9 protein-coding genes are annotated in these 14,817 nt (G+C 41.1%); 5 read left to right on the top strand and 4 right to left on the bottom strand.

What is annotated here, in order from left to right; all coding sequences use genetic code 11:
* Nucleotides 1–78 precede the first annotated feature (78 nt).
* From MTCD1_RS00780 to MTCD1_RS00770, 3 genes are all read right to left on the bottom strand, one after another.
* A complete protein-coding gene (locus MTCD1_RS00780) occupies nucleotides 79–381 on the bottom strand; it encodes a hypothetical protein (protein ID WP_057182440.1) in 303 nt (100 codons plus the stop codon).
* 136 nt (nucleotides 382–517) lie between these two features.
* The gene (locus MTCD1_RS00775; protein WP_057182441.1) at nucleotides 518–1,240 is read right to left on the bottom strand and encodes a pseudouridine synthase; all 723 of its coding nucleotides are present in this window, start codon (nucleotides 1,238–1,240) and stop codon (nucleotides 518–520) included.
* Nucleotides 1,241–1,262: 22 nt separating this feature from the next.
* Complete coding sequence (locus MTCD1_RS00770) at nucleotides 1,263–1,691, bottom strand: hypothetical protein (RefSeq protein WP_057182443.1); 429 nt, start codon at nucleotides 1,689–1,691, stop codon at nucleotides 1,263–1,265.
* A gap of 591 nt (nucleotides 1,692–2,282) precedes the next feature.
* Between MTCD1_RS00770 and MTCD1_RS00765 the strand changes: the two genes are divergently transcribed.
* From MTCD1_RS00765 to MTCD1_RS00745, 5 genes are all read left to right on the top strand, one after another.
* Entirely contained in the window at nucleotides 2,283–3,521 is a 1,239-nt protein-coding gene (locus MTCD1_RS00765) for an efflux RND transporter periplasmic adaptor subunit (protein ID WP_057182445.1), read from the top strand.
* A gap of 116 nt (nucleotides 3,522–3,637) precedes the next feature.
* On the top strand, nucleotides 3,638–4,381 hold the full coding sequence (locus MTCD1_RS00760; RefSeq protein WP_057182447.1) for an ABC transporter ATP-binding protein: 744 nt from the start codon (nucleotides 3,638–3,640) through the stop codon (nucleotides 4,379–4,381).
* On the top strand, nucleotides 4,378–6,870 hold the full coding sequence (locus MTCD1_RS00755; protein WP_057182449.1) for an FtsX-like permease family protein: 2,493 nt from the start codon (nucleotides 4,378–4,380) through the stop codon (nucleotides 6,868–6,870). The genes MTCD1_RS00760 and MTCD1_RS00755 overlap by 4 nt, the downstream gene beginning before the upstream one ends.
* 198 nt (nucleotides 6,871–7,068) lie before the next feature.
* Nucleotides 7,069–8,421, top strand: a complete 1,353-nt coding sequence (locus MTCD1_RS00750; RefSeq protein ID WP_057182451.1) for a sigma-54-dependent transcriptional regulator — start codon at nucleotides 7,069–7,071, stop codon at nucleotides 8,419–8,421.
* Nucleotides 8,411–9,766, top strand: coding sequence for a sensor histidine kinase (locus MTCD1_RS00745; RefSeq protein WP_057182453.1), 1,356 nt, complete (start codon nucleotides 8,411–8,413; stop codon nucleotides 9,764–9,766). The genes MTCD1_RS00750 and MTCD1_RS00745 overlap by 11 nt, the downstream gene beginning before the upstream one ends.
* Nucleotides 9,767–9,891: 125 nt before the next feature.
* On the opposite strand, the gene MTCD1_RS00740 is transcribed toward MTCD1_RS00745, so the two are convergent.
* Nucleotides 9,892–14,319, bottom strand: coding sequence for a collagenase (locus MTCD1_RS00740; protein ID WP_082606582.1), 4,428 nt, complete (start codon nucleotides 14,317–14,319; stop codon nucleotides 9,892–9,894).
* Between the last annotated feature and the right edge of the window lie 498 nt (nucleotides 14,320–14,817).

Genomic DNA, 14,817 nt, shown 5'->3' with positions numbered 1-14,817 from the left:
ACCATACCGTTTTATTATTTCGCTCTCTTATTTCGTAAGCATTTGATAAAGTTCAAATGCTATCATAGCGGAGTGTGCTTACTGCTGCGCTTCTATTTTAGCTGATTTATTAACTGCTTTTATCTTATGTTTGTTACCGCATATAGCTGCTTGTCGTTCATCACGATAATAACGAATTTCAATACAGTCTTGTTGATAGCGACGCTCTAACTCTGTGCGAATAAGGATATCACCTCTGGCGTTAACAATTTTCTTATGTAATGCCTGACACTGTTGAATTTGTTCAGATGCTAAGGTGACATCTTCACAAGCATTATCAACACTCGAACAACTTGCCAATAAGACAATAACCGGTACCGCCAATAACAATAATTTATTCATTTAACAATTCCATTCACTTTAAAACAATTTTTTACGTTATGACATTATACCCAAGCAAGATAAAAATGCGAGTGCCTATATCATTATAAGTAATATCAAGCATTTAGGGCAATAAACCCTCTTTATTGATGTTTTTTTATCCACTTATCTTAACTACTTCCTCACTATTTAAAGCTCTACTATCGCCAATATTGAGTGACTTGTCTAAACTTAATTGACCAATGGATTGGCGATGTAAGGCAACAACTTTATTTTGAAAACGACCAAACATACGCTTAATTTGATGATAACGCCCTTCCGTTAAGATAACTTCCGCTGCAAAGGGGCTAATAATGCGCAGTGCTGCCGGCTGTGTGGTTATTTTTTCATATGAAAAATACATACCTTGGGCAAAAGCACTGATATACTCTGCTGTTAATGGGTTAGCAAGGCGGACTTGATAGCATTTAGCCACTTTATGTGCCGGTGAAGTTAATCGTTCCGACCAGCGGCTATCATTGGTTAACAGTACTAATCCTGAGGTATTTAAATCGAGTCGCCCTACTATATGCAAACTATCCCTAGTTGCTTGCTCAAATTGTCCAGCCAGTAAATCAATAACCGTTTTATGTTTTTCATCTTTGGTGGCACAGACAACACCAACAGGTTTATTAAGCATAATGTAATGCGCTTTATTGGCCTGCAGTATGTTGCCATCCAAAACTATAGTTGAAAACTGATCAACAATTTGCGCTATATCGGTAGCGACCACGCCATCAACATAAACCCGTTTTTGCGCCAAAATCAAGCGTACTGCTTTACGATTTACTTGGTAAGATTCACTAATAAAACGATCTAGGCGTGTGGTGCTAATAGCCATATTTTTTACTTACCTCAAGGTGTTATATCTTAGCCAGAGACCGCTGAACGGCAATTAAATTCAGTACTTTATGTATTTTTACCTGAATAAAGCCCATTAATAATTTTGGCTGCGTCGCCAACAAGTCAAGCTCTGAGTTAGTGATTGCGATATAACAAAGCAATTGCTGCTCGCCTTCATTAAAGCAACTAAACACATCATCAGAAAAATGGCTAACACTCACCTCACTTGCCGATAACCTCTTTAGCCCTTTTTGGCATTCTTTAAAGCTTAGCGGTGTTTCTAGTAACAGTTGTATTGCTAACACCTGTCTTTCATCACCATACCAATTAGCCGTTAAGGTGTGAAAATTAAACTGCGCTTCAAGCTTATTACTAATTGATTTTAATTGAGTAAATTTGTCGAGTAAGTCGCTATTTACGTTAATGGTCAGCGGTAGCGCTTCCGTCATATTAATTCTTTTCCTCTTTTAAGCAATAAAATTGCTAGTAGTAAGTATAGCCAAGATACAATTTCACTAGCGCTTTACTCTAGCTCATATCATAACCGCGTTACCGACAAATTTCAGCTTGTTCACTCAATATCATTACCGTGCCTGCCGACCATTATTAACAGGAAAACACTGGCGGTAAAACCTAGTGCCATCATGGAGGGTTCAGCAGAAAAAATCTTACAGCCGTGCCCTCTAACAATTACGATGACATCGGCTGTGCTATTGCCTTTGTTATAGCATTGATTATGGCATTGCTTATGGCACAATTTAGCGATTTTAATAACACGGTATTAACTTACCCCATAGATGAAAAGGAGAACATTACACCGTATTACAACCCTAAACTTATATAGCGCTAAATTGATTGCTGTTACACCTATCAATATAGCTGAGGCTAAATTCACTTTCGAACACCCTGCCGTTAAAAGCGAACATATTGAGCATTAAAAAAACACAATAAAGGCTAAGTGATTGATGTTATGTATACTTTAAAGTTGGCACAGATATTTCATTACTTATTTCATCAGTTAAGAATAACAGTGAAACTTTATGAAAATTGCCCTAACTAAAAAGCAACCGTGGAAGAAATGGAGCGTCATTGCCAGCTTTACCTTATTAATGGCATACGCTGGTTATAGCGTCAGTGGCAAAGCAACTAAGTCAGTGCCGTTAAGTCAGCTAAGCTTTCAAACGGTAGTTCAAGGCGATTTAGATATTTATGCTAATGCCTATGGCGAATTCGCTTCCGCAAAAGAGCGTTTATTAACCGCGCCAGCATTAGGTAAGGTTGCTGAAATTTTAGTACGCCCTGGTACTAAGGTCAGCCCTAACACTATTATTTTACAGTTATCCAACCCTAGATTGGTGCAAGAAGTTAATGCCGCTAAGGGTCAGTTTGCTCAGCAATTAGCGCAAAGAGAAGCGTTTAAATATGAACAACAAAGTGAACGGTTAAATTTTCAAGGTCGCATCGCCGATATTGAAGCCGAAATTGAAAAAGCACAGCTGGAGTTATCGGTAAATAAAAACCTGCTGGATCTAGGCATTGCATCAAAAATAGAATTACAACGCGCTAAATTAGCGGTAAAGCAAGAAAGTAGCCGGCTCGACTTTGAAAAGAGAAAATATAAACAATTTATCAAAATGCAAGGCCACCAACTAACCCAGCGTGACATCACCATTACCCAGCAACAAGCACAAGTTAACTTACTTGAGCAACAACTTGATGATATGAAAGTAAAAGCCGGCATTAGTGGCTCACTACAATCCTTAGACGTTGAGTTGGGCCAAAGTGTGCAATTAGGTCAGTCGCTGGCAAAGGTGGGTAGTGATGAAGAGTTAATTGTGCGTTTGCGTTTACCACAAAACCAAGCCGATCAAATAGATATCAATGCACTGGTATTGATTGATACGCAAAAAGGCATAATCAAAGCCCATATCACCCGTATCGAAAGTGTGGTTAGTAATGGCTCGGTGTTAGCTGAGGCGGTAATTGATCAAGCATTAACCTCTAATGCCCGCCCAGCACTATCCATTTCAGCACAAGTATTTGTTAGGCATCAACTAGCTATTAACTACATAGAACAAATACCTGGCTTTCGTCCTCGTAGTAAGCAGAGAGTTTTTGTCCGCGATACTAACAACACCTTGATACAAAGAGATGTCACCTTTGGCGAGCTTTCAGGAAATAAATTAGTGATCACTGCCGGACTTCAACCTGGCGAGCAGATAGTCAGTAGTGACACTCAGCAATACAGCAAGTACCAACAGGTGAGCATCACCGAATAACGGTACAATTAACAATAAAAAATAACCACTAGAAGCAACGAACGACCCGTTACCAACCAACAATAAAGCTGACGGCTATCTCCGTAGCAATAACGATAATATTTAAGGATAACTCCATGAAAAATATAGTTACCATGACAAACATTCACAAACGTTACGATAGCCAGCAAATAGAAACCCATGCCTTACAAGGCATTAGTTTAGAAATCAACCAAGGTGAGTTTGTCGCAATTACCGGCCCTTCTGGCTGCGGCAAGTCTACCTTACTTGCAATTATGGGCTTAATGGATTCAGCCAGTGAGGGTGATTATCAGCTGGCTAATATTGCTACTGCCGGTTTAAAAGTAGACCAACGTACACAAATTCGTAATGAACATATTGGTTATGTATTTCAGTCGTTCAATTTAATCGATAGCTTAACCGTATTTGAAAACGTGGCGCTGCCGTTAGAGCACAGAGGCGGTAAAAAAGCAGAAATAAAACAGCGGGTAGAAGAAGTACTGAGCCAAGTTGATATGTTACATCGTCAACACTATCGCCCGAACCAACTCTCTGGTGGTCAGCAACAACGTATTGCCATAGCTCGTGCTCTTGTCGGTAAACCCGACCTGATCTTAGTGGATGAGCCAACGGGTAACTTAGACAGTAAAAATGGTGATCTGGTGATGTCCTTGTTAGCGCAACTTAACAAAGACGGCTCCACCATAGTCATGGTAACGCATGATAGTCGTTATTCACGTTGTGCCAGTCGCCAAATCCAATTACTCGATGGGCAAATAGTTGCAGAAATCAACACTAATGTAAGCGCTGATTTAAGCACCATTGCTAAAAATGAAAAGTCTTTACAGGGGGTTGCATGAGTTTATTGAAAAAAGCCTTATATCAAGGCATAACACGGGTATTTTCATTACCGCGCTTAAGTGTACCGTTAATTTTAACCCTGGGTTTAACCTTAGGCGCAGTATTAAGTGTTATCTCAATTGCCTCGACCCTGTTGTATCAACCGTTGCAAGGGGTAAAAAATGAGGCTTCGCTGCAAACCTTTGATTATCGCTTTAATATGTCAGATACCTTGAGTGTTTCCTATTGGAACATGAATCGCTTGGTCGATTTCAGTGAGCACTTTGCTGATGTCGGTGAATGGGCGGGTATTGCCCCATCTGAGCAAGATGTTATCGTCAATAACACTACCTTTGCCACCACCCGCTATGACGCTTCAAGTAACATTATTTCAGTGTTAGGTAGCCAATTATTACTGGGTGATGATGTCACCATAGAGTCACCAGAAAAATACGTGTGGATATCAGCAAGTCTTTGGCAAAATGCCTTTGCTGGCATTAAGTCTGTTATTGGCAAACAAATTACCATGACCAATAAAAACTATATTATTGCCGGTGTCATTGAAGATGTGATGGCCATAAAAAGTAACCAAGTAATTTTAGCGCAACAAGTCTGGTTTATCGCCAACCTAACTAAGATAAAAGCGCAAAAGGATAATGTCGGTAATATTAGCAATGAACTTGATAACCTGATACTAAAATCGGCTAATGGCCAAGCACAGCTACCATCACAAGCAGAAGTTGATGCTTGGTTAGCAGATTATGTCAGCCGCAATGTTGATGGTGAGCAAGTACAAATGTTTATGGACTTTATTAGCAACACCAATAAAGTCGCTAAGGCCAGTAGCTATCGCAGCAATATGTTAGGAGAAACTGAAGGGCTACTTATTGCCTTATTTGCCGCGGTTATTGGCTTATTGTTAATGGCAACACTTAACTTACTTAATTTATTTATCGCTCATTATCAAGGCCGAACCAAAGAGTTTGCCATTCAAATTAGCTTAGGGGCAAGCTTAACTAAAATCAGATTAATGGTCTTACTGGAAAATCTGCCTAGTTTTGTGCTAGCGGCAATAACGGGTTTATTGGTTACCGGTTGGGCGATAAGAAGTTTACCGTTAATAGCCGGTGATAGCCTACCTATGATGGATGCCATTGCTATTGATAGCACCACGGTATTAGCCGCTATGGCCATCATCTTAGCGCTAAGTGTATTATTTAGCGCGCTGGCCTTGGTTGATATTGATAAACAAGCGCTAAGCAATAACTTAAATAGTAGTGGTAAAGGTATTCAGGCGCAGAGCAATCAATGGTTAAGCCGGGTATTAATGGTGCTGCAACTTTCGATCGCCTCAATATTACTGACCGCATCAGTGATGATCGCCATGCAAAGCTATCAAGCCGTTTACCAAGATCTTGGTTATGAACTTGGCAATAGTTATGAGATTGCCATGACGGTTAGCGATGAAGAATACGTAACTCAATTAAATAGCTTTGATGATTACGGCAAGAGCGAAACTAAACAGTTGCTTGATGACTTATCTCGTTTAATCGAACAACAAGTTCCTAATAGCCAAGTTATTGCACCTAACTATGGCCCTTTGTCTAGTTCTTTACGTATAAATGCCTTTCTCGATGAAGCCTCAGGTCAGCGGGTTATTCACCAAATAAAAACCTTAGGGGCGAAGTATTTCTCTACTTTTAGTATCCCTATGTTAGCAGGTGCTAATGTCAGCCAAGCACAAATTGATAATGATGAAGATAGAATTGTTATCGATGAATATATGGCAAAACTATTGTTTTCAGAATTAACTTACCAAGAAGTTATCGGCAAAACCATTCAAATGAGCGCTGATAATTCCACCCCGCCATCCATTGTTACTGGCATTGTTGCTAACACCCTAAGTCAAACGGGTATTGCGGATCCGATAGGTTTACCGGCAATTTATTCTCATCGAGTGAGACCTGGTACTACCATTCAATTTACCGTGATGCTGCCAGAAGGAGCAACGGTTACTGCCGCTATGTTAGCCAGTGAAGTAAAACGCCAATTCCCGCGCTTAACTAACGTCACAGTGGAATCATTAGCCGATGTTTTACAGAGACAAACACTCAACCAACGTCTTAGCTTATGGATAGTCTTAGCCATGACCGCTTTAACACTTTTCCTTGCTGCTATTGGTGTTGCTGGCTTAACCCAGATGACCACTAACCACAGAAAATATGAGCTGGCCGTGCGTATGGCAACAGGCGCTAAACAAGCGACCTTGGTTAAGTTTATTCTTAAAGATGCCCTTGCTATGTTAGTGATAGGTTTAGGTTTAGGTTTTATTATCTCGGTCTTTGGTTATGCCAAAATATCGCAAAACCTAGCAATGTTACCTGACTTTAACTGGCTAGCGATGGCGACCTTGGATGCGGCCTTAGTGATTATCGTTATATTATCGGTAATTATGCCAGCATGGCGAGTGATAAGTAGCGATCCTATGCAAGCCTTACGTGAAGAATAACTGCTGCAGCTATGATAGCTCGGCAATAACAGTCCGATAAATATAGCTTTTTTTGCTCTAACACTAGCCATTCAACTAAAGTAATTGGCATACTAAGAGTAATTAGATTAATAAAGGAAACGATTAAACTCGTTTCCTTTTCTTTTACTTTGCTTTACTTTGATAAAGCGTAATCGCTTAACTTTTATGGAAACTCCTATGCAAAATGCCACCATTTTAATTGCTGATGATGATGATGATATTCGTTTAGCGTTAAACTTATTACTTAGCGCTGAGGGTTACCAGATTATTGAAGCCGCCAATGCCAAAGAAATCATCATCCAAAGCAATCGACAACGACCTGATTTAGTACTACTTGATATGAATTTCTCTCGTGATACTACCAGTGGTCAAGAAGGCTTAGCCATTTTAGCCCAACTGCAACCGTTAAATATCCCGGTGATTTTAATGACCGCCTGGGGCTCAGTTGAGCTGGCCGTACAAGGCCTACAAAAGGGTGCCAGTGACTTTATTGAAAAGCCGTGGAATAAGCTAAAACTGTTAAACAGTATCCAGCAGCAATTAAGTTTTTCCCGAGTTAAGGAGCAAAACCAAGGCTACCGACAACTACTCGCCCCTGAGAGTACACAAAACTGGATCTGCCAATCAGCGAGTATGCAAGCCATTGAAGCCTTAGTGGCGCAGATTGCACCAACCGATGCCAACATTTTGATCTTAGGTGAAAATGGTACGGGTAAATCATTACTAGCTGAGCGTATTCATCAGCTATCTTTGCGTAAACAGGCACCACTTATTACGGTAAATATGGCCGCCATTCCTGATAATTTATTTGAGAGTGAACTCTTTGGTCATCAAAAGGGCGCCTTTACCGATGCCAAACAAAATCGTATTGGTCGCTTTCAGCTGGCCGATAAAGGCACGCTATTTTTTGATGAAATTGGTTCCTTACCACTGGTACTGCAACCGAAGTTATTACGAGTGTTAGAGAGCGGCCAATATGAAATTTTAGGCTCAAGCCAGACGCAAGTGGCTGATGTGCGTTTAATTAGCGCCACCAATGCTGACCTTAACCAACTGGTCAGTAAAAAAGCTTTTCGCCAAGACTTATTATATCGCTTAAATACCTTGGTGATTACCATTCCGCCACTGCGTGAACGCCTTGAAGATATTGCTGCCTTGGCAAGTAATTTTATCACGAGCTTCAGTGATAAATATGCTAAAGCGACGCTAACGCTCAGTGCTGGTGCGCTTAATAAATTAAAACAGCATAATTGGCCAGGTAATATCCGCGAACTCAGCCATGTTATGGAACGTGCGGTATTGCTTAGCACCGCAGATGAAATTACCGCGCAACAACTGTTATTAGAACATACCGATAACATCAGCGATGAGGTGGTATTGCAACCACTTGAACAAGCAGAAAAACAACTGATTGAAAAAGCCATGACTGTCACTGGCGGTCAGGTAATAGAGGCGGCAAAATTATTAGATATTTCTCGCAATGCGCTCTACCGTCGCTTAGAAAAATTTGCCATTCATCATGCTGAATAACCTTAAAACTGCTAGTCCTAAAACGCCAGCTAAACCATTCGCTTTAACACTAAGTCATGAGCAATGGCTTAGTTTTGCTTTAACAGCGACCTTAATGCTTATCTTCGCTTTAGTGACGGCATTAACCAATAGCCTAGGCTGGAGCATATTAGCGAGCGCTACTTTACTGTTCTTCCTCGCTTATCCTCTTATTTGGCTGGCTTGGCGGTGTTATCATTTTTGGTGCCAAGCCATTATGCAACTAACGACCTATACCCAAGTGATCCGTGAGGGCGAAACAAACTTACGTTTTAAAGCACAACACCCTGACAATTTATTGGCTGAATTGCAGCAAGAAATATCTAGGCTCGCTATAGATAAGTTAAAAAAAGCGCAACAAAACCAAACAATCGACCATTTATTGAGTCATATCCTCGACTCTTGGCCTATTCCGGTGTGTTTATTTGATGAGAATAATCAATTGACCTATCGTAATATTGCCATGAAGGATAAAATTCAGCAGCCCATGCTTATTGGCACCAGCGCGGCAGATTTAGGTTTTGTTATGGACAATGACAATTTATCGCACAGCCAATTCAATCAGCAGTGGCAATGTCAGAGTATCAGCTATCTATATCAGCAAAAAAAATGTCATATCTTTTCTGCCTTAGATATTTCCCAGCCATTACATCAACAACAAAGTATCACCCAACAAAATCTTATTCGGGTATTAGCCCATGAACTACGCAATTCGTTAACCCCCATGGCATCGATGGCCGACACCTTATTATGTAACGACAGTTTTAACGAAGCACAAGTCCGCATGGTACTGGGCCGAATAAAGACACGAAGTGAGCGCTTACTTAGTTTTATTGAGCAGTATAGTCAGTTAAGTCAGCTACCCAGACCGAGAGCGACTTGGTTTGATTTTAATAATTTACTTGATGAAGCCAAAGCCATGATCACTGAGCCCTGCACTATACATTATCAAGGTAATAGCCAATGCTACGCTGACGAACAGCAAATGGCGCAAATATTGATAAATATCTTCAAGAATGCCCAAGAAGCTGGTGATAAAGAGCACTGTGACATCAGTGTCAGCCTTTACTACCGACAAGACAGCTGGCAAGGTAATCAACAAGGCAGGCAGATTATTGAAATTATCGATAATGGCCCAGGTTTTGCTAATTTAGATAATGCCTTAACACCGTTCTACACCACTAAAAGTCATGGCTCGGGTATAGGGCTATCGCTATGCGCGGAAATAACCCGTAATCATGGCGGTGAATTCACTTTAGAAAATACAGTCGAGGGTGGCGCAAAAATAATGATGTCATGGCCGGTCGGCAATAAAATCAATCATTAATACACCATGCCGTTAATGATACTCCCGGTGATTTCATCTTAATAAAGCATAAAAAACGGGCCAAATGGCCCGTTTTTCTTGAGTAACTTGCTTTTATCAATAGTTACTCATTTTAGCTTTTTATGCTATTTCACCTCAACTTGCACAGCTACATCACTACCAGTACTTTCTACTGCGATATAGAACCAACCAGTAGGTGGGTTGTTAATCGTAATGCTTTGTTCAGTAGTACCGGCAATAGTAGATTTATGGGTGTGGCTAGCAGCGGTTGGCCAGCTGGTGCCAGTATAAAGCTCTACTGCACCATTACCATGGGCGGTATTCACTGTAATACTGGTAACGCTATCATCCAAATAGATGTAGTAACTATTGTGGCCATTACCTGTACAAACCGCGGCACCTGTCTCTAAAGCACCATAAGTAAATGGCGCTAAGGTAGTACAAGCGTTAGTAATGGTAGCCGTTACCGGCGGCTCTACTGGTGGGGTAACTTCGCCAGTTAGGCTAACTTTAAAAGTTACATCCGCATAGTTATTAGTACTATCTAAAGTAATGTAGCGCCAGCCTCGGTTTGCGGTAACTTGCAATGATTGCGTTGTGCCTACCGCGGCAGAAGACGCTTGTGCGTTAGCTGCGGTCGCCCAATTATCGGCGTTAAAATAAATACCGACATCACCGTTACCACCCGCAGTGCTTAGGAATAACTGGGTATTATCTGCTTCAACCCATAGATAGAATGAACCACGACCGCCAGCAACACATTCGTTATTTTCCAACGTTAACTTACCGCTGGAGATTGTTGCTGCACCACAATCAGGTACGGTAACACCGCCGCCATTGCTCGGATCATTTGGATACGGGTCAGAGTTATCACCCATGCCATCGCCATCAGAGTCTAACCATTCAGTAGCATCATTGGGGAATACATCACGGTTGTTACCGTAACCATCACCATCACTATCTAACCATTCAGTAGCATCGTTAGGGAAAACATCACGGTTGTTACCGTAACCATCACCATCACTATCTAACCATTCAGTCGCATCATTAGGGAAGACATCACGGTTGTTACCGTAACCATCACCATCAGAGTCTAACCATTCAGTAGCATCATTAGGGAATACATCACGGTTGTTACCGTAACCATCACCATCACTATCTAACCATTCAGTAGCATCGTTAGGGAAAGCATCAACACTATCTAAATAACCGTCGCCGTCAGTATCAACATCACCATTTGGCGTTGGATCGCTGTTATCACCAATACCATCGCCATCAGTATCTAACCATTCAGTGGGATCGTTAGGGAAAACATCGGCGTTATCACCAACACCATCACCATCAGTATCTAACCATTCAGTTGGATCGTTAGGGAAAGCATCTAAACTATCAATGACACCATCACCATCTGAATCAAGGGGTTGCGTACCGCCACCACCTAGTACATTGGTTATAACATAATCATTGCTAGTGTTTTCCTCAGTCATAACGGCAACACCTAAACACTGATTATTTTCATCAGTAATGGCTGCACGACGGTTACCAAACCACTTCCATGAAGTCAGGCTGTCATAGCTTTCCCCTGTAGCTAGGGTAGTAAAGCCAAAGCCAACATTTAATTCACCGGTTTCATTATCAACACGGTGAATACGTACTGGCTGGTCACTGTTATTGATAAAGGAGAAGTCTGCTTCAAAAGGACCAGTTAAATGCTTCTGCATTAGTGCACAGCTACCAATGGTATTCGCTGCAGGAATAACTTCTGCGGCAGCAGCATTAGCGACCATAGTTTGGTCTACGGTAAAGCTAGCAATGGCGTTGTCTAATACACCAACACTTAAACAGTTTAAGCTATTGTCGGTAACCATTATACGACGGTCACCATACCAAACGGCATTGTTATAACTCGCACCTGGAGCTAAAACGCCATAGCCATGAATAAAGCCAGTACCACCACTGGTAGTGATGATAGAGCCTTTGGTATTGTCGATTCTAAATAAACGTACTGGTGTGTCCGAAGTGTTAGTGATAGTAAATTCGTGTGACTGAGCCATAATCAAATGCGGTTGCGCTAAAGCACAACTACCCATTTGATTTAAGGCTGGAATCACCTCAGCTACCACATGTTTAACTAACTCGGCTTCAATGGTGAAGCTGTTATCAACTTCAGCCATTACTGCCACACCTAAGCAATTCATATTACTATCGCTTAACATCATGCGATCGCCCACTTTCCAAGAGCTTGAGTTATAACTATCACCTTGGTGAAGGGTTTTATAGTTCTTGGCAAAGTTAGCCGTCCCCTTAGTGCTATCAATCCAAAATAACGATACCGGAGTATCCGTGGTATTGGTAAAGCTAAAGTTAGTGGTGGCAGCATCAATATGGCGCACGTATTGTTGTACCAAGTCACAGCTGCCAATAACATCTTGTGCCGGTAATTGCGCAGCAATTGGCGCAACAGTTGCGGAGTTGGCCAGCATATAAGCTTCAAAACCGCCTTCAGTACGTTGAGCGACACCTTTAAGCGCTGCAATATAGGCAGTATTATCACCCGCTTGTAGCGCAGCCGTAAGGGTTTCTACTTCACCTTTATGCTGTTCAGACAAATAACGCATGGCGAAATAGCCCCATGGGTATAAGTTGTCATATTCATAACTCATAAATAATAAGTTATAAAGCGGCGGAATAGTCTCATCGGTTAAAGTCTTTAACGTTCGAGCGTGATCTTTACCCATAGCCATATATTCAGCCATGCCTTCCGACCATGAAACGTTATAATCAAATGAACCATACGTGCCCGCTTTTATGTATCGGCCATCTAGGTAATGAGTAAACTCATGTCTTAAGTTATAGATTTGGTCGATATACTGACAAGAGCCACCAAGCCAATCATCAGGACATTGCATAGCAATAAAGCGTGCTTGGTTACCTTGGGCACTTGGTGTGCCCTCTAAATACATACCGCCATTATCGGTAGCAATACCAAAGAATTCTGGTGCATATTTTTCATAATCTGCTGGGCTAGCAAAGGCAACAACTTCAATATGTTTATTTAAATCGCCGGTAACTGGGGTGCCGGCGGTATTGAAAAAAGCGTGGAATTCAGTTTCTTGTAAGGCCATATCAGCACATGATTGCGCCAATGTTGCTTGGCTAATAGATGCTTGTGCGCGAATAGTGATGTTAGCAGTACAATCGTAACTAACTGTTAAAATATCAGACTCTTTTGGTGGTATAACACAGCTACCAAATAACGGGTCACCTGCAGAACAAGTACGGCCAGCATTTTCTAAATATTTTTTAGTGATAATTGCTTCAGTGGTTTCTACCGAAATGGTTTGAATCACTTTGGCACGCGCTTCTAAAATAGTGCTGTCAAAACGAGCTTTGGCTTCATCATTCGCAATTGATGATAACTTGCCCATGGTGATAAATGAGTGCGGCATAATCCACTTTCTATCGGCTTCAGTTGCCCAACGCATATCAAGCGAGGTTTCACCTAAAAAGATAAATGAACGCATTACCGATAACACATCAAGCATCTTGCTATTGATAGCAGATTTTATTGAGGCATCACCATAATAAGCAGCATCACCTAGCGCGCCCATTAAGGCCATAGTAGTATCGCCACCATTACTGATGCCAAATGGGTTACTTTGCTCAGCATAAAATTGAATAATAGCTAATAAATGCGGTAACTGATCTTTAAAATAAGCGGAACTCGCGTCATTTCTAAAATTTGATAAGGCTGCGGCATAACCTTCTTGGATGACACTGCCTGCTGGAGCAATGAAGTTGCTCATTTGACTAACCGCTAAAAGCGCTGTGCTTAGCGCTGATGCTTCGGTATCGGTCAATGCCGCAGCATTATATTTATAAGAGGCTAAGAAATATAATAATTGGTTTAGATCAGGGTCGGTTAAATCATCGGCTTTGGCTAAGTAATGTATAGCCTGAGACACCTCATCAATAGGGTCATTAGCTGCACCAGCAATGCCAGCAAAGTCACTATAACTTGCCACTAAAATTGCCGCTATAACAGCACCGTATTGCGCTTTAGACGAAATTGAGGCTGGCGGTACATCAACAAAGACATTGCTATTGTAAATGATATAGTCAGCCAGAGGTGGTGGCACATCACCGCCCGTGATAGTAACGGTTAAACTGGTTTGCTCAATATTACCGTCAATCTTAAAATAACGTTCGCCCGCACGGGAAATAAATGACAGGCTTTCTTCATTAGTACCCGCAGTAACACTACTCGCTTCGACATTGCCACTCCAGTCATTGCCATCGTAGAGTGTAATATCGGCATCATTGCCGATAAATGTTCCGCCTGAAGTAGTAATAGTGACGTTACTATTTTCATAGGGCACAGTCACATATAAATAATGGCCATAATCGGTAATACAGTGAGTTTGGTTAGCAGGAACTTCGCCTTGACGGTCTAAAGTTTTAGCGCCGCACATTGTTGCTGCTTGGACGCTTGCCATGTTTAACGATAAAAATATCGCGCTAGCTAGTAATGTTTTCTTAGCAGTTAGTTTCATTGTTCTTAAGCCTATTCTTAATATAGCGATAGGTATTTCGTCCGTGTAGCAAAGTAAGCATGTTGTATTTATTATTGCTCTCAATGCATCTAACGCGTACATCCCTCTCGTATTGAAATGTATTTAAAAATGGCTCTGTTGTAGTTTAGTGTTGTTGAGTAAACAAGCGATACGCGTAAACCCATCCATGGGGCTCGGCACAAACATCCTTGTTTGTGAAGCTCGCTTTTATCACTTCAGCAACACTTCCTATTAAGTCATATAGTTGCCATGTGGACAACAGTATGATGGAACAGAGCCTTAAAAATACACCTCAAAACACTTTATACGATATTTTGTATACAATATTCAAGTGTAATATTAATAAGAATTTCTTCGTACTTTATTAATGAGACTTTTATCGTTTGTTATTAATATGTTACGAGATGTAAATAAATTCACAAAAATGTATTAAAATTACTCATATTTGCGAATTAAATAGAAATAAGTGACTTGCTT

The sequence above is a fragment of the Colwellia marinimaniae genome, from assembly GCF_002207865.1.
GTDB classification, from domain to species: Bacteria; Pseudomonadota; Gammaproteobacteria; order Enterobacterales; family Alteromonadaceae; genus Colwellia; species Colwellia marinimaniae.
This window is presented reverse-complemented; position numbering and strand designations above follow the sequence as displayed.